Genomic DNA, 15,736 nt, shown 5'->3' on the forward strand with positions numbered 1-15,736 from the left:
ACATGATGAATTTTCATACACGCAAATGGGTCAAGCCGGAAGACCTGAATCCGAACGGCACGCTTTTCGGCGGCAGCTTGCTGCGCTGGATCGACGAAGAGGCGGCAATTTACGCCATGTGCCAGTTAGGCAATCCGCGCGTCGTGACGAAGGCGATTTCGGCGATCAATTTTGTTAGCTCGGCGCGTCAGGGCGACATCATCGAACTCGGCATGACGGCGACGAAGTTCGGCAGGACCTCGATCACGCTGCGCTGCGAGGTACGCAACAAGGTCACGCTGAAGAGCATCCTGACCGTCGACGAAATCGTCTTCGTCAATCTGGGCGACGACGGTCGGCCGGCACCCCACGGCAAGACGCAGATCGTCTACTCGGAAGGCGACGAACCGAGGATGTTGAGCCCGCGCGTCGAGGAAAATGTCGCCTGACGGACGAAGCAATGATGCGCGGCGCCCCGTTCGAAGGCTGCTCACGTCTACAGACCCAAGGCCGAACTCTCACATGCGTGGCGCGAACGCGTTACGATAGGGGTTTTCCACCAAGCGGTCATTTGTACCGCGCCGCGAACCGTCCAATCGCCCTATGAATATTCTCGTCACCGGCGCCAGCGCCGGATTTGGTGAAGCCATTGCCCGCCGCTTGATTCAGGAAGGCCATACCGTCATCGCGACGGGACGTCGTCAGTCGCGTCTCGACGCGCTGGCCGCCGAACTGGGCAGCAAATTGATTCCGCGCGTACTCGACGTCACGAAGCGCGCCGACGTCCAGGCAACATTCGCGTGGGCCGCCGAGAAGGTGGGCGCGCTCGACGCCGTGATCAATAACGCCGGCTTGGCGCTGGGACTGGATACCGCAGACAAGGCGAATCTGGACGACTGGGAGACGATGATCGATACGAACATCAAGGGCCTGGTCTATTGCTCGCACGCCGCGCTACCGGCCATGGTCGAGCGCAACGCCGGCTGGATCATTAATCTGGGCTCGACGGCAGGCACGTATCCTTACCCCGGCGGCAATATCTATGGTGCGACCAAGGCCTTCGTGCACCAGTTCACGTTGAATCTGCGTTCGGATCTGGTGGGCAAGAATGTGCGGGTGACGTCGATTGAGCCGGGTCTCGTCGGGGGTACCGAGTTCTCGAACACGCGCTTCAAGGGTGACGACGGCAAGGCAGCAGCGGTCTATCAAGATACGGTGCCGTTGAGCCCGGAAGATATCGCGAACACCGTCAGCTGGTTGCTCTCGTTGCCGGAGCACGTCAACATCAATGCAATCGAAATGATGCCGACGTGCCAGGGCCCGGGTCCGCTGAAGGTGCAACGCTCGCAGTAAGCGGTACGGCCCGCCTCGCACGCGAGGCGAGGCCGGCGGTTTGCGGCGCGACGCGTGCAATGCCGTCGCGCGTATCAGTCAGCCTACAGTGGATACCGCATACGTTTCAACACAGTAGACCGTTTCAATCCCCGTACCCATACACCGTCTTCGCATACTCCGGCGTCAGCTTACCCTCACGCAAATCGTCGGCGATCCGTTGCTTGTCACGTTGCTCCGCTGGCCCATAGCCGCCCGCGCCTGCCATCTCCGCACGCAGCACATCGCCCGCCTTGAAGCGCCGAATGAACTTGGAGGGTAAGGCCTCCTGCTGCGGCGTTCCCGGATTCAACAGCGTGCGCGCACCGCCGCCAGGCCCACCCCCGAACAAACCCCACGGCTTGGACTTGAAGCGATCCGATCGCACCTGCACCTGGACGTCGTCCACCAGGAAACGATACTGCCGCACCATCCCCAGCGCGCCCCGATACTGCCCCGCGCCACCGCTATCCGGCATGAAGCCGTACTCCTCCACCCGTAATGGATGTTCCGCCTCGATCAACTCCACCGGCACGTTCGCCAGATTGCCGATGCAGTACGGCCCGGCATCCTGGCCATCGGCGTTCGGGCCGCCACCCAGGCCCGTGTTGTTGTGAAACTCGAGATGCAGAAAGCGGCGCCCGTTCTGGTCCTTACCCGATGCAGCAATCGCAAACTCGGAGCCTCCCGCACAGGCCGGCAGACTGCCCGGAATCAGCTTGGCCAACGCGCCGAGCACGATCGACCGCAAACGGAAACCCACTTGGCCGCGCGAGCCCACCGCAGCCGGGAACACGACATCGACAAAGCTTCCCGGCTTCGTCTTCACCTCGATCGCACGATACAAGCCGGCGTTATTCGGAATATGCGCATCCAGCACCGTTCGAATCGCCGCATAAGCGCAGGACACGGTGAAGGCGCGATTGCAATGCACGGCGCCGCCCTGGTCACGATCGGTATCGCTGAAGTCGGCGGTAATCGTGCTGCCCTGCTTGATCAGCTTCAGGTGAATACGGATGGGTCCATGCCCAACGCCATCATCGTCATTCCATTCCTCGAATTCCACTTCGCCATCGGGCAGCTTCGCCAGATTGGCGCGCGTCAATGTTTCCGCATAATCCAGCATGTCGGACAAATAGAACGCGAAGAGATCGGGATCCCACGCCGCCGCCAGCTTCGACACTTCGGCCGCCGCCTGATCCAGCGCGGCCAGTTGCGCACGCAGGTCGCCGATCACCCGGTCCGGCACCCGAGAGTTATATTCGACGATGCGCATCAACGTCGTATCGATCTGGCCAGTCTCTACCAATTTGGAAGGCGGAATGCGCAGCCCTTCCTCGAAGATCTCCATGCTGTCCGCTGCATTTCCCCCTGGAACCCGGCCTCCGAGATCACTGTGATGCAGGATCAGGCTGACGAAAGCGACTCGCTTGCCGTCGATGAACACCGGCTTGAACGTAAAGATATCGTTCAGATGGCTGCAGCCGGAGTAGGGATCGTTGCTCGCCAGCACATCCCCTTCCTGGATGTCGTCGCCGAAATAGTCGAGGCAGGCCGCCAGCGCCGGCATCACGACACCAAGATGGACCGGCACCGCGAGGCCTTGCGCCACCAGATTCCCTTTGGCGTCGCAAATGGCTGCCGAAAAGTCCATGCTGTTCTTGACGTTCGATGTGCGCGCGGTGCGCGTCAACATCACCAGCGCATTATCCGCGGTGGTCACCAAGGCGTTCTTCAGCAATTCCCGCTTGATTGGATCGATCTTCATGCTTGCTTTCCCTCTCCCTGAGCGTATGCCTTACAGACGAAGCGGATGCCGATCACGCGACCGACCGCGTCAGCACGATATTGTTCCAACTGTCACGCGAAGCATGCCAGCCGGGCCGCACGACGACGGTCGTGTCGTATTCCTCGACGATCATCGGACCGTCCGCACCTTGCGCATCCAATACCGCACGCGCCAGCACAGGCGTGTCGATCCATCCGAACGCGTCGCCGAAATATGCGCGTCGCGTACCGCTGTCCACCGCTTTTTCCGCCGCCCGCCGCACTTGCGCCGGCATCCGCGCATCGGCGGCCAGACCTTCCGCCACCAGTTTCAAGGCAACGAATTGCAACGGTTCCTTCGGCGAGGCATAACCGAAAACGCGTTGATGCTCCGCATGGAACGCGGCATACAAGGTGTCCAGTCGCCCGGCCGAACCCGTGCCTGCGTCATCGGCAGACGGTGGAACCGGCAAGGTCAGGGGCGCCGTCTGTCCCGCGTAGCGCAGGTCCGCGAACAGCGTCATGCGACGACTTTCGTCGCTTGTAAAGCCTTCGTGATGCAGCATCTCGATGCCCCGCGCGTACAGTGGCGCGGCACCGGCGTCCAGAGCGCCCTCGTCGATATCCGATGCACGACGATAGAATGCCCCCACCAATTGATGCGCGACATCGGCAAACAACATGCCGAGTGCGCTGAACAAGCCGGCGGCGGGCGGCACGATGATGTGCGTCATGCCCGCCGCCTCGGCGAGCGTGCAAGCGTGCACCGGACCGTTGCCGCCAATCGCCAGCATCGCGTATTTCGACGGATCCTGGCCCTTCTCCGACGAAACGCCGCGCAAGGCGCGCAACATCGTCGCGTCGGCGATGGCATGAATGCCGTAAGCGGTATCGGTGTCCGATAGACCGATACCCGCGCCCAGATCGTGCACCGCCTTGCGTGCCGCCGCGATATCGAGATCGAGCTCGCCGCTGACCAGCGCCTTCGGATTCAGATAGCCCAGTACCAGATTGGCGTCGGTCACCGTCGGCTGCATGCCGCCACGCGCATAGGCCACCGGGCCCGGTTCGGCGCCGGCGCTACGCGGACCGACCAGCAGGCCGCCCGCGACGTCGCTGCTGGCGATACTGCCGCCGCCGGCACCCACTTCGGCGATATCGATCGTCGGCACCTGAACCGGATAGCCGGCACCGCGAATCATCCGCGTACCCAAGGCCGCGCCCCCGCCCACTTCGGTTTCCGGACACAGCGCATAGTGAAACTGCTCGATGATCGTCGCCTTGGCCGTCGTACCGCCCATATCGAACACGATCATGTTCGGCACGTCGATATGCACGCCCAGGCGCTGTCCGCCAAGCACACCGGCCGCCGGCCCGCTCTCGATGATGTCGATCGGCTGACGGGCCACGACATCCCCTGGCGAGATGCCCCCGCTCGACTGCATGATCATCAAAGGGGCGGCAATGCGCATCCGTTCGAGCCGATCCTTCAGTGCAGCAACATAACGGCCGACCACCGGCCGGATATACGAATTGACCACCGTCGTGCTGGTTCGCTCGTACTCGCCCAGTTGTGGCAACAGATCCACGGACGCCGTCACCGGCACATCGGGAAGATGCTCGACAAGAAAGGCTGCCGCCGCCCGCTCGTGGGCGGCGTTCGCGTGCGAATTGATGAACGTCACCGCGACCGCTTCCACGCCGGCTGCTTTCAATTGCCGCGCGATGTCGGCCAGCTCCGTCAGCGACAACGCTTCCAATTCGCTACCATCGGACGCCATGCGGCCGGTCACCTCGAAACGATGTTCGCGCGGCACCAGCGGATCCGGCTTGCGATAGGACATATCGTAGAGGCGCGGCGTGCGGAAACGACCGATCTCCAGCACATCTCGAAAACCCTTCGTCGTCACCAGGCCGACCTTGGCGCCGCGCCGCTCGATGATCGCATTGGTCGCCACCGTCGTGGCATGGACGAATTCCGTGATCAACGACGGATCGATCTGACGCTCGGTCAATAAAGCGCTGACGCCATTTTCGATCGCCTGACTGTAGTCCTTCGGCGTCGACAACACTTTCTTGCTGTAGATGGTGCCGTCGCTGCCGATCAACACGACATCGGTAAAGGTGCCCCCAATGTCGACGCCCAATCTGTAGTAGTGCTTACTCATCGTCTCGATTCCGTCGGTTATCCTACTTCCCACAGTCCATCCCACCATCGTCAGCCCGTCGAGCCGGGTGCTCGACCCGACGCAAGCGGTCTCGACCGACGCTATAAAAGACGCGCGTCGGGTCGAATCGGCCAGACCGTCTCGATCCGACCGTTTCTGACCCCGTACAGTGCCTGATGCAAATGCACGGTCGTGTCGCCATACCCCGGCACGAAGGCAATGCGTTCACCGATGCGCGGCAGCGTGGCATCCTGCCCCAGCTCCAGCTTTGCATGCTCGGCGGAAAAACCCGAGGCGGTGACCGTCACCCCGTCGGGCAAGCCGACCGCCAGCGGCATCCCGGCGTCGGTACTGAGCGCCTTCTTGCCCGCATCGGCAATGATGCGACGCGGCGTCGGCCGACTCGTAACCGTAGCGACGATCGTCAAGGCAAAATCCACGGACACGCGATACGTGTTTCGATATCGCACGTCGCCGAAGATGCCACCGCCCGCTTGGATCTCCGTGACGCCATCGACAAAGGCGGAGGTGTCATAGGTGCCGGTTCCGCCGCAACTGACGATCGAGACGGGAAATCCCGCCGCGCGGCAAGCGTGTGCGGTGCCAGTCAATGCGGTCAGCGCCGCAGTGATTGCCGCGCGTTTTTCGCTCGGGTCGGCAATCTGCGTCGTATGGCCTTCCCATGTCATCACGCCGACAAAGCGCAGATGCGGATAGGCGCCGATCTCGCGCGCCAGCGCCACAGCCGCGTCACCCGGCAGCACACCGGCCCGACGCGTGCCGCAATCCACTTCGATGAGGACGCGCAGGATAACGCCGGCGCCCGCTGCCGCCTGTCCCAATGCCGCGATGTTGTCGGGGTGATCGACGCAGACGGCGACATCGACCCGTTGGCGCAAGGCCATCAGACGGGCGATCTTGATCGGACCCGCGATCTGGTTTGCCAGCAAAATGTCCTGAACGCCCGCGTCCGCCATGACCGCGACCTCGGACAATTTCGCGCAGGTCACGCCGATCGCGCCCGCCGCAACAAGCCGCTGCGCAATCGCGCCGCTTTTGTGCGTCTTGCAGTGCGGCCGCCATGCCACGCCGGCCTCCCGACATCGGCTAACGATCCGCGCGATATTGGCATCGAACCGGTCGAGATCGACGATCACGACCGGCGTGTCCAGCACATCCGTCGTCTGGCCGATCAGGCTATCGGGGACGCCCTCATCGGGCAGATCGGCAGCAACGCTGGACAACGCGATATCGGAAACGCTCATTGATCTATCTCGAAATGGGTGATGACGTGTCGATCTCGGCACGGTGCCGCTGCTTATGCCGTCCCGCGACAGGCGCCGAATGCATCCAGCAAGGCCTGCGCGCGCGGGGCCTCGTCGAGCGCAGCGATCAAGCCCTCCAAAGCGCTCAGGGCCGTATCGCTCGCACCCAGGCCATAACGCATGCAGCGGCGAAATTTATCGATCACTTCGTTTTCGCTCATCGGATCGTTTGGTGCGCCCTTGATCGTTTCGCGGCGCTTCTCGATCACACGACCATCGCGCAACGTGAGGCGCACCGCCGCCGGTGCGATATCGGTGGCCTCGATCGTCGCGCTCTCCACCGTGGTGAAGCGCGATCCCCACGCGAGATCGTCCGCCCGGATCCGCTCGGGCAAAAAGCTTTCGATCGAAACGGCACCATCGACGAGCGCCGCCGCGAACGTATAGGCCGCGTTGAATTGCGCATGCACGACCGGATTGGGATGGCCGTTGTCGAATCGCGCGCCCACGATTTGTCGATTCACCCGCCCCAACGCGATTTCACCGCTGACAATGTCGTCCGATGTCAGCCCGTCCGCGCGGCAATCGAGCGCGAGCTGGATCACCGTATGCGTGCATCGACAACACGGATAGGGCTTCATGCTCAAGTCGAGAAGGTGCCACTGCTTGCCCAGGTCGTCGAACAGAATCTCCGGCCGCACCTCGTCCCGTTCATAGAGCTTGAAAAGCCCGGCATTCCCTTCGAGGAAGCGCCCCGGCCCGGTCAAACCGTGTCGGGCGAGATGGGCGGCCAGCACGCCGGAACGCGCGGCGAATCCCGGGCCCATCCGCTTCGCCAGTGCGCCATCGGCGATGAACTGCGTCGTACCGCTTAATTGCGTGAACGCCAGGCCAAGCGCATCGAGCGTCTTGACCTCATCGAGTCCGAACAAATACGCGCACGCCGCGGCGGAGGCAATCGTGCCCAGCGCCGTGGTGGGATGCCAACCTTTACCAAGCGAGTTATAACAGGCCAGGCCGAGGCGGCAGAACAGCTCGACGCCGATCGCCAGCGCGGTCAGCATCCGCTTGCCGTCGATGACCGGCGCGCGCTCGGCGACATCGGACGCATCCGCCGCAGCGGCTTCCACCGCCGCCAGCACCGCGGGCAGCACGACACAGAAGGCGTGGATCCGTGCCGGATCGTGTTGATCGTCGAAATCGAGACTATGCGCGGCCGCACCGTTCGCCATCGCGGCGGTGACCGGATTCACCTTTCGACCATCCAGCAACAAGGTCGCGACGCCCTCCGCTTCCCATGCCGTCACGGCACCGATCAATGCCTGCATGCCCGGCGCCTTGGCAGCCCCGCCGATCACACCGAGCGTATCGAGCGTAAACAGCTTGACCGTGCGTACCACTTCCGGCGGCAGATCCTCGAAGCGCAGCGCGCTAAGCGTCCGGGCCAGGAGCCGACCTGGCGCCTCCGGCAATCGGTAAGGCACTGCTGTCTGCTGTGCTGTCGACATCACGCTTTCCTTCACGGCTGTTGTGTCATGCGGCGCCATCAGTGCGCCGCTCCCTCCGCGGACGCGCCCCTGGCGGCGTCCGCCTTTCCATGCCGCGTCTCACCCAACTCATCGCGGAGCAAATCGGCAATCTCGCGGCGCAGTGCGAGGAAGGCCGGATCCAGCTTTACCTCGTCGCGGCGAGGCCGTGCGAACGGCACGGTGATTTCGCGCAATATCCGCGCGGGGCGCTGGCTGTAGACGACGATGCGATCCGCCAGATACAACGCCTCTTCGATCCCATGCGTGACGAACAGGACCGTCTTCGGCTCCGCCTCCCAGATCCGCATCAATTCGTCTTGCAAGACATCGCGCGTCTGCACGTCCAAGGCGCCGAACGGCTCGTCCATCATCAACAGCGTCGGTCGAATGCAGAACGCCCGCGCGATACCGACGCGCTGCTGCTGACCGCCAGACAGCTCATGCGGCCAGGCCTGCTCGTAGCCGGCTAAGCCGACCAGCCGCAGATATTCGGCGGCACGGGCACGGCGCTCGGCTTTGCCGACCCCTTCGATTTCGAGGCCGAACGCAACGTTGTCGATCACGGTGCGCCAGGGCAACAGCTCGGCACCTTGAAAGACCATGCCCCGCCCACTCCCAGTCTTGCCGGTAATGTCCTGACCATTGAGCACGACGCGGCCGCTGTCCGCCTGTACCAAACCGTTGATCACCTGCAGCATCGTCGACTTGCCGCAACCCGACGGCCCGAGCAACGCGACGAACTCACCACTCGCCGCTTCCAGCGATTGCGATACCAGCACCGGCTTGCCCGCATAGGACTTGGAAATACCGGAGACCGTCAATTGCGCCATCTCAGCCCAGCTCCTTCAGCGCTTGATCCAGATAGGTACGGTCGATCACTTTGTGCAGATCCACGGTGCCGCGCAGCGCACCGGCCGACTTGTAATACGGAATCACCTTCGCGACCTGATCCGCCGTCAGCGTCTCCATATTTTTCGGGAACGCGTTCATCGTCTTCGTCAACGTGGTCCATACCGGCTTCAACGTCGCCTCGTCGGCCGTCTTCAGATCCTTCGACGAGGCGTATTTCTCCGTTTCCGCCTTGTACCAGGCAAAGTCGCTATCGACCTTGCGGAACGCAGTCAGGCCGGCCTTGACGACATCCACCGCCGCGCGATGGTTCTCCGGCTTTTTCAACCACGCCGATGTCGCCATCAGCACAGCGCTGTACCAATCGCCGAACTCCTCCCACGGCTTGACCAGGATGACGAAGTTGGCGTCCTTCTTTTGCAACTCCGCCGCCTGTTCCAACTGCATCGGCACCGCATCGACGCGTCCGGCCAGTAGCGCACGGGCACGATCGCCGGAACTTCCCATCTCGATAAAATTGATCTTCTTCGCGTCGATCTTGCGCTTCTCCAGCGCGCCGAGCAGCATCACCTGCATAAAGTCGCCGATACCGCTGACCGCGATGGTGCCGCCTTTCTCGGCAATGGCTTCGAGGCTCTTCACCTTCGATTGATTGACCACCACGACTTGCGAACAATTGTTGTAGGACAGGCCGATGATCTTTACGTCGGCGCCCGCTTCGGCAGCCGCCAGCGTGGAGGCGATATCGCCATCGCCGAGGTCCGAGGCGCCCGCCACGACCTGTTGCACGATCTGCGGGATCTTTGCGGTGAACTGCACGTCGGGCATCGCATAGCCGGACGTCGACGGCAGCAAGGTGCGGAACGCCGCCTGCATGGGTACATTGACCGCGGAACAGGCCGCGAGCGTGCTGATTTTAAGGACGCGTCCATCGGCGGCAAAAGCACGCGGACTGAACGACAGGCCGGCGGACAAGCCCGTCGCCATCGCGGCCGCGCCGCCCATACCACCCAAACCCAGACGCAACATCTGCCGACGGCTGATCGAATCGAACATCGCGAATCCTTCCTCGAGAGTGATTGTCCATTGACGCCACGACGAAACACGGACGCGTCGCGGCATCTACCCTAGTCGTACTTGCCGGGACGCCTCGACGCCGCCGCCATGCGCCTACCCCGCTAGCGCTTTCTGCGCGACGCCGCGTACCACGGCGCGCTCCATTCCGCCAAGGCCCGCAACAATCGCGTGGCCGCGGCACTGCACACCATCAGGACGACGATCAGCGCAAACAACGGTGCCGTCGTCAATTCCAGCCCGGCGTCGTTCAACAATTTGCCGAAACCGGTGCTGATAAACATCTCCGCCGTCACCATTGCTCGCAAAGCGTGCGTCAAACCGATACGGGTGGCAATCATCGTATGCGGGTGCAGCGCCGGCAGCAGCACATAGCGAAACACTTGAAAGCGCGTCGCGCCATATGCGCGCGCGACATCGATCGACTTCGGTGACACTGAACGCGCCGCCTCGGACATCGTCAACACGATGTACCAGACCGTCACGACGAAAACAATGGCCGTGGTCATCAACAGGCCGCGACCCAGCATCACGATAAACAACGGCACGAGCGCGGCCGCGGACGTCACGACGAACATCGCGGCCCAAGGCTTGACGATGGCGCGTACCGCCTGCACGCGGCCCATCGCGATCCCCAGCGGAATGCCGACAATGACCGACAACAGATAGCCCACCAGCATTTGCCAGATCATCTCGCCGAGGCCATGCCAGAAGCCGCCATCGTGCAACGTGTCCCGTAACGTGCCGACGACCTGCAATGGCGTCGCCAGCAACGCCTCGCCCAATCCGGCGCCGGCCAGTTGCCACAGCACACAGACCAGGACGACGCCCAACACGTTCAACGCCCACATCGGCACGCGCAATGCGTTCATCAGGCGCTCCTTACCAACCAGCGGCAAGTGTGCCGCTCCAACAGCAGCAACAGCTCTTGCACCGCCAGTCCCAGCAGGGCCAACACGACCAGCACCGACAAGACGCCCGCGGCATCGAAACGTGCCGATGCCTGCTTCATGATGCCGCCCAAATTGACCGTCGCGAGAAACAGTTCCGCAGTAATCATGGCATTCACCGCACGGATCGCGCCGATGCGCAAGGCTGTCAACAAGAAAGGCAGGCAGGCGGGCAGCAGCACCAGGCGTGTCAATTGCCAGCGACGCGCGCCGTAGGCACGGCCGACATCGAGCAGCCGAGGACTAACATCCCGCGCCCCGGCGTCGACGACGATGATCATATCGAACACGCACATGATGACGACCAACGCGACGCGGGCCTCGAAGAACAGCCCACACCAGATCATGATGAATGGCGCCCACGCAACGCTGGGTACGGCATAAATCAATGTGACGACCGGGTCGAGCAGCGCATGCACGATGCGCGATCGTCCCATCGCCAAGCCGACGGGAATGGCAATCACGACAGCAATCAGATAGCCCAGCGCCATATGACCCAACGACGCCCACAGCGCAGTCGGCAATGATCCGTCGGCAATCGTCGCGCCCAATTTCTGCAACGTGGCGAACGGCGACGCTAACAGCACCGCCGATTGTGTCCGCGCGACGGCCTCCCAGACGAGCAAGCCGGCGCCGACGGACGCCGCGCCCAGCAGCGCCGGCTGGTGCGACCCACGCGGTCCAAGGCGACCGATGCTGCGGGCGCTCTCCCCCGCATTGGAATTGGCGGCGCTTTCACTCATCCCAAAAATTATTTCGCTCTCACTAGTCGATCGGTCGAACAAGAAGCATGACTCGGCGCATGCTCGATGCTGATTACGATACCGCATACCGAATAGATTGCAGGACACGGTATTCAGTCAATGCGGCCATCCTCGCATGGCACGTTCGTAAAGTCGCGGCTTTAGGGTAAAACCCTCACGACTAATCATTCATCGTTGCTGTCTAGTCGTATAGCCAACGTCGCATGTTACGTCATATGATCCCAAAAAAGACACGATATTGACGCAATGATTGCCTGTCCTGCATAGTGCGGTTGATGGTTGTTGGTTTTGACGCTTATTCAATAATGTGCGGCGCACCAAACGTGTGTAATCGGCGTTGAAAACGACAGCATCAGACTAGCAGCGGAAAGAAATAATGTCTATTTGATCATTCATTTGATGACCACATCCGATTCGCCTCCTTTTGACGCAAGACCCCGACCGGTCGGCGAGACCGCCCCGACGGCGGCAGCCTCAACGCTACAACACGACCAAGCGGCGGCCATGCGGCGGGCCGCGCCATCAGGGGAAGCCCTTGCGGGACGACAACCGCTGTATGCCCGGATTCAACAGTTCGTACGTAATGAAATTGCCAGTGGCCGCCTTCACGAAGGCGACCAGATTCCCACCGAGGCCGATCTGTGCGAGCAGTTCCAGGCGGCGCGGGCGACCGTAGCACGGGCGATACAACAACTGGCCTATGAAGGCTTGATCGTGCGACGCCCCGGGAGCGGTAGCTTCGTCTCTATCCGGTCGATCAGCACGCCGCTGCATCTGACGCAAGTCACGTCTTTCGAAGACAAGCTGGCCGGCGAAAACGGCCGCGTCGATTATGAAGTATTGGGTTTTTCGATGCGCCCCGCGGGCGATGCCCATGGCGCTTCGCTGCATCTCCCGGCCGAGGAGAAAGTGTTCGAATTACGGCGTCTGCGTCTGGTCGAGGAGCAACGTACGAGTTTGGAAGTGCGCGTGATGCCGCTGGATATCGGTCGCGCGATGACGGTCGATATGCTGCACACGCGATCGATCCATCGGATTCTCGACGAACTGGGTCGACCGGTCCGGCAAGTGCTCGGGAAGATTCGCGCGAGCGTGGCCGATGGCACTACCGCGGAGCATCTCGATGTCGCGCAAGGCAGCGCCTTGCTGATCCGCGACTATACGCTGCGCGATCAGGCCGGAGAGCCGATCGTTTGCGGCGAGTCCTTTTATCGCGCCGAGTACCACATCGACTATCAGGTCAGCCAGAACGGCTAGCGTGCGGAACGCGACGCGCGCATGCGCCACGCGTTCCGCGCGGCGATCGGGCCGTCATTGCAGCGCCGTGGTCACCGCGCGGAAGGCGAGGTGCATCCGCTGCACCTGGTGCGAGGTCGCGTCGTCACACGCGTCCGCCAACGTGTAACCGTCCAGGGCATGGTAGAACGCTTCCAGGGCCTCATGCAGTGCACCGCGTAAGCGGCAATTGCCACGCAGCGCGCAGTGCAGGCCTTCACAGTCGATCAACGCGTCGTCCCCTTCCAATCCGCGCATCACCTGGCCCAATCGCGCCCTGCCGGCACCTTCCGATAGCCGCACACCGCCATTGCGCCCGCGCGTCGCATCGACCAGTCCCATCTTCGCCAGTCGCCCCACCGCCTTGACGAGATGATTTGCCGGCACGTCGAACTGCGCCGCGATTTCGGCGACGGTAATCGGGGCAGCCGACTGACGCGCGCCGCGATTCCCATGCAAATACAACAACACGCGCATGCCCAGATCTGTAAATCGTGTCACCCGCATTGCACCGCCCTCCCCGCCCGCTCTGCCATTCCGTCTTACGCGCCGGAGCGCCCCGCTCGGGCACACTACGTCGCCCCTTGACGTATCTTACAACTCTCACACGCGACGATCCGCACGTGGGCAACGATGCCACACTGTCGCTTACCCTGCTAACGGCCGCATCCGGACACATATGCGCCCCCCGAAAGCAAGGTTACGTAAGGTTACTTATCTCGCAATGGCGTAGCACCTGTGACGGAAAGTCCGCTCTACACTGGCTTCACATCGCAGCACGGCAGTGAGGGACAGAGCGCGGATGCCGCGCGATGACTGACACGACGGAGTTGACGATCGGCGCGGCGCAGTACTGGCAGCGTTGGCAGTGCCCACAGCGCGGCACGGAATCAGAGGAGAAAACACATGAACAAGAAGGCAATCATTGGTGCGGTGTTGGGTCTTGGTGTGCTTGCGGCGTCTACCGCCGCGTCGGCACACGTGGATGTGGCCATCGGCGTGGGCGTTCCCACCTACGTTGCCCCGCAGCCTGTGTACGCCGCTCCGATGCCGGTCCGCTACGGATACAACGACGACTGGCGCGCCCGCCGCTGGCACGAGGAGCAGGCATGGCGTCACGAGCAATGGCGCCGTGAACAATGGCGCGATCACCACCGCGGCTGGTAAGGCGAACAGCGGGTCCTCGCCATGACGCGATAGACTTGCAAAATGCAAAAAAAACGGCCGGAATCACTTCCGGCCGCTTTTTTTATTGGTCGATGCGCGATCAGCGCAATGCCGGCAGCCCGAGATTTCCCCGTAAGGTGCTGCTTTCGTATTCGGTGCGGAACAACCCGCGCTTCTGCAACTCCGGCACCAACAGTTCGGCGATATCGTCGACGCCCTGCGGGTTCACCGCCGGGCAGAAATTGAATCCATCGGCGGCGCCGGCCTCGAACCATTGCTGCATATCGTCGGCAATGTCGGCAGCGGTACCGATGACATACCGCACACCGAAGCCAGCCGCCACCATCTGATAGAGCTGGCGAATCGTCAGATTCTTTTCCTTCGCCACATTCAACAGATTCGTCGCAATGCTTTTCACGTGCGATCCTTCATGATCGCTCAGATCCGGCATCGGCCCATCGACGTCGTATTTCGACAGATCGCCGAAATTACCGTACAGCATCGCCAGCCCGCTCAACGGATCGATCAACGCTTGTAAAGCGTCGAACTTAGCCTGCGCTTCCTCACGCGTGCGTCCGATATACGGCGTAATGCCGGGCATGATGAGCAGGTCGTCCGGCGAACGACCGTGATTTGGCAGACGTGCTTTCAAGTCCGCATAAAACACCTGCGCCTTTTCCAATTCATGCGCATTGCTATAGACGACGTCCGCGTGCCGCGCCGCCAACTCGAGGCCCGCTTCCGACGCGCCGGCCTGCACGATGATCGGCCTGCCCTGTGGCGTGCGGGCGGAATTCAACGGACCGCGCACCTTGAAATGTTTGCCCGCATGATGCGGCACATGCAATTTGTCGGCATCGTAGAAGACACCGCTCTCCTTGTCTCGAATAAAAGCGTCCGGCTCCCAACTGCTCCATAGCTTGGTCACCACGTCGACGAATTCGTCGGCGCGCTCATATCGCTCCGCATAACCGAGATGCGCATCGCGACTGAAATTCCAGGCCTCCTGCTCGGACCATGACGTGACCACATTCCATCCGCCACGTCCGCCGCTGATGTGATCGATCGACGCGTACTTGCGCGCGATATGAAACGGCTCGTTATACGTGGTAGAGGCTGTCGCCACCAGCCCGATTCGGGACGTGCAGGCGCCCAGCGCCGCCAGCAATGTCAACGGTTCCAATTCGGCATTGCGCATATCGCGACACAAGGAGCCGGCCGGCTCGTCGTTGGCGCGAATGCCGAGCCCGTCGGCGAAAAACAGCATATCGAGCTTTGCCGCTTCGGCGGCGCGGGCACTGCGTAGGAAGTAATCGAACTGCAACGCGCCATCGGCGGGCACATCCGGATGCCGCCACGCCGCGGTGTGGTAGCCCAGGTAACGCAAGGACACGCCCAAGCGCATCTTGCGCGTCGCGCCGGACGGCGCGGACGTATCGGTGGCGACCGCGGTAGCCGAAACGGGATCGGGTGACGAGGCCTGCTGCGACATGTGACATCTCCATTCGAAAGCGATCGTCGAAGCGCCGCGTCTTTTCGCGCGCAGCGCCTCACGATATTCAGTGAGCTTAGCGTAGC

Annotated in this window: 14 protein-coding genes; 4 read left to right on the forward strand and 10 right to left on the reverse strand. The window is 62.2% G+C overall.

Going from position 1 to position 15,736, the window contains the following annotated elements; translation table 11 throughout:
- Positions 1-5: 5 nt before the first annotated feature.
- Together ABEG21_RS25395 and ABEG21_RS25400 are read left to right on the forward strand one after the other, a co-directional pair.
- The gene (locus ABEG21_RS25395; protein WP_347559098.1) at positions 6-428 is read left to right on the forward strand and encodes a hotdog domain-containing protein; all 423 of its coding nucleotides are present in this window, start codon (positions 6-8) and stop codon (positions 426-428) included.
- Between the two features lie 154 nt (positions 429-582).
- Positions 583-1,332, forward strand: a complete 750-nt coding sequence (locus tag ABEG21_RS25400; RefSeq protein WP_347558371.1) for an SDR family NAD(P)-dependent oxidoreductase — start codon at positions 583-585, stop codon at positions 1,330-1,332.
- Positions 1,333-1,456: 124 nt separating this feature from the next.
- Here the strand turns inward: ABEG21_RS25400 and ABEG21_RS25405 are convergent, their stop codons facing one another.
- The 8 genes from ABEG21_RS25405 to ABEG21_RS25440 form a co-directional block, all read right to left on the reverse strand.
- Positions 1,457-3,118 (reverse strand): hydantoinase B/oxoprolinase family protein, encoded by a 1,662-nt coding sequence (locus tag ABEG21_RS25405; protein ID WP_347558372.1) that lies wholly within the window; start codon positions 3,116-3,118, stop codon positions 1,457-1,459.
- 52 nt (positions 3,119-3,170) lie between these two features.
- Positions 3,171-5,285: a hydantoinase/oxoprolinase family protein gene (locus ABEG21_RS25410; RefSeq protein WP_347558373.1), complete on the reverse strand. Its 2,115-nt coding sequence runs from the start codon at positions 5,283-5,285 to the stop codon at positions 3,171-3,173.
- A 101-nt stretch (positions 5,286-5,386) separates the two neighbouring features.
- Positions 5,387-6,550, reverse strand: coding sequence for a DSD1 family PLP-dependent enzyme (locus tag ABEG21_RS25415; protein ID WP_347558374.1), 1,164 nt, complete (start codon positions 6,548-6,550; stop codon positions 5,387-5,389).
- A 53-nt stretch (positions 6,551-6,603) separates the two neighbouring features.
- Positions 6,604-8,058, reverse strand: coding sequence for an MmgE/PrpD family protein (locus ABEG21_RS25420; protein WP_347558375.1), 1,455 nt, complete (start codon positions 8,056-8,058; stop codon positions 6,604-6,606).
- Positions 8,059-8,096: 38 nt separating this feature from the next.
- On the reverse strand, positions 8,097-8,909 hold the full coding sequence (locus ABEG21_RS25425; RefSeq protein WP_347558376.1) for an ABC transporter ATP-binding protein: 813 nt from the start codon (positions 8,907-8,909) through the stop codon (positions 8,097-8,099).
- Between the two features lies 1 nt (position 8,910).
- Positions 8,911-9,984, reverse strand: a complete 1,074-nt coding sequence (locus tag ABEG21_RS25430) for an ABC transporter substrate-binding protein (protein WP_347558377.1) — start codon at positions 9,982-9,984, stop codon at positions 8,911-8,913.
- Between the two features lie 122 nt (positions 9,985-10,106).
- Entirely contained in the window at positions 10,107-10,874 is a 768-nt protein-coding gene (locus ABEG21_RS25435) for an ABC transporter permease subunit (RefSeq protein ID WP_347558378.1), read from the reverse strand.
- Complete coding sequence (locus ABEG21_RS25440; protein WP_347558379.1) at positions 10,874-11,695, reverse strand: ABC transporter permease; 822 nt, start codon at positions 11,693-11,695, stop codon at positions 10,874-10,876. Before ABEG21_RS25440 ends, ABEG21_RS25435 begins: the two co-directional genes overlap by 1 nt.
- 525 nt (positions 11,696-12,220) lie before the next feature.
- Here ABEG21_RS25440 and ABEG21_RS25445 point away from each other — a divergent pair.
- Positions 12,221-12,973, forward strand: a complete 753-nt coding sequence (locus ABEG21_RS25445; protein ID WP_347558380.1) for a GntR family transcriptional regulator — start codon at positions 12,221-12,223, stop codon at positions 12,971-12,973.
- Between the two features lie 54 nt (positions 12,974-13,027).
- Here the strand turns inward: ABEG21_RS25445 and ABEG21_RS25450 are convergent, their stop codons facing one another.
- Complete coding sequence (locus ABEG21_RS25450; RefSeq protein ID WP_347558381.1) at positions 13,028-13,498, reverse strand: Rrf2 family transcriptional regulator; 471 nt, start codon at positions 13,496-13,498, stop codon at positions 13,028-13,030.
- Between the two features lie 399 nt (positions 13,499-13,897).
- Here ABEG21_RS25450 and ABEG21_RS25455 point away from each other — a divergent pair, with 399 nt between their 5' ends.
- Positions 13,898-14,158, forward strand: coding sequence for a hypothetical protein (locus ABEG21_RS25455; protein ID WP_347558382.1), 261 nt, complete (start codon positions 13,898-13,900; stop codon positions 14,156-14,158).
- 100 nt (positions 14,159-14,258) lie between these two features.
- Here the strand turns inward: ABEG21_RS25455 and ABEG21_RS25460 are convergent, their stop codons facing one another.
- Positions 14,259-15,563 (reverse strand): LLM class flavin-dependent oxidoreductase, encoded by a 1,305-nt coding sequence (locus tag ABEG21_RS25460; protein ID WP_347559099.1) that lies wholly within the window; start codon positions 15,561-15,563, stop codon positions 14,259-14,261.
- Between the last annotated feature and the right edge of the window lie 173 nt (positions 15,564-15,736).

The organism is Robbsia sp. KACC 23696 (assembly GCF_039852015.1).
Taxonomy (GTDB): domain Bacteria; phylum Pseudomonadota; class Gammaproteobacteria; order Burkholderiales; family Burkholderiaceae; genus Robbsia.

Bases quoted from the DNA above. Each gene is read 5' to 3' on its own strand.
- ABEG21_RS25455 (WP_347558382.1), top strand. From the start codon at position 13,898: ATGAACAAGAAGGCAATCATTGGTGCGGTGTTGGGTCTTGGTGTGCTT.
- ABEG21_RS25430 (WP_347558377.1), bottom strand. From the start codon at position 9,984: ATGTTCGATTCGATCAGCCGTCGGCAGATGTTGCGTCTGGGTTTGGGT.
- ABEG21_RS25460 (WP_347559099.1), bottom strand. From the start codon at position 15,563: ATGCGCTTGGGCGTGTCCTTGCGTTACCTGGGCTACCACACCGCGGCG.
- ABEG21_RS25415 (WP_347558374.1), bottom strand. From the start codon at position 6,550: ATGAGCGTTTCCGATATCGCGTTGTCCAGCGTTGCTGCCGATCTGCCC.
- ABEG21_RS25445 (WP_347558380.1), top strand. From the start codon at position 12,221: ATGCGGCGGGCCGCGCCATCAGGGGAAGCCCTTGCGGGACGACAACCG.
- ABEG21_RS25425 (WP_347558376.1), bottom strand. From the start codon at position 8,909: ATGGCGCAATTGACGGTCTCCGGTATTTCCAAGTCCTATGCGGGCAAG.
- ABEG21_RS25400 (WP_347558371.1), top strand. From the start codon at position 583: ATGAATATTCTCGTCACCGGCGCCAGCGCCGGATTTGGTGAAGCCATT.
- ABEG21_RS25435 (WP_347558378.1), bottom strand. From the start codon at position 10,874: ATGAACGCATTGCGCGTGCCGATGTGGGCGTTGAACGTGTTGGGCGTC.
- ABEG21_RS25420 (WP_347558375.1), bottom strand. From the start codon at position 8,058: ATGTCGACAGCACAGCAGACAGCAGTGCCTTACCGATTGCCGGAGGCG.
- ABEG21_RS25410 (WP_347558373.1), bottom strand. From the start codon at position 5,285: ATGAGTAAGCACTACTACAGATTGGGCGTCGACATTGGGGGCACCTTT.
- ABEG21_RS25405 (WP_347558372.1), bottom strand. From the start codon at position 3,118: ATGAAGATCGATCCAATCAAGCGGGAATTGCTGAAGAACGCCTTGGTG.
- ABEG21_RS25450 (WP_347558381.1), bottom strand. From the start codon at position 13,498: ATGCGGGTGACACGATTTACAGATCTGGGCATGCGCGTGTTGTTGTAT.
- ABEG21_RS25440 (WP_347558379.1), bottom strand. From the start codon at position 11,695: ATGAGTGAAAGCGCCGCCAATTCCAATGCGGGGGAGAGCGCCCGCAGC.
- ABEG21_RS25395 (WP_347559098.1), top strand. From the start codon at position 6: ATGAATTTTCATACACGCAAATGGGTCAAGCCGGAAGACCTGAATCCG.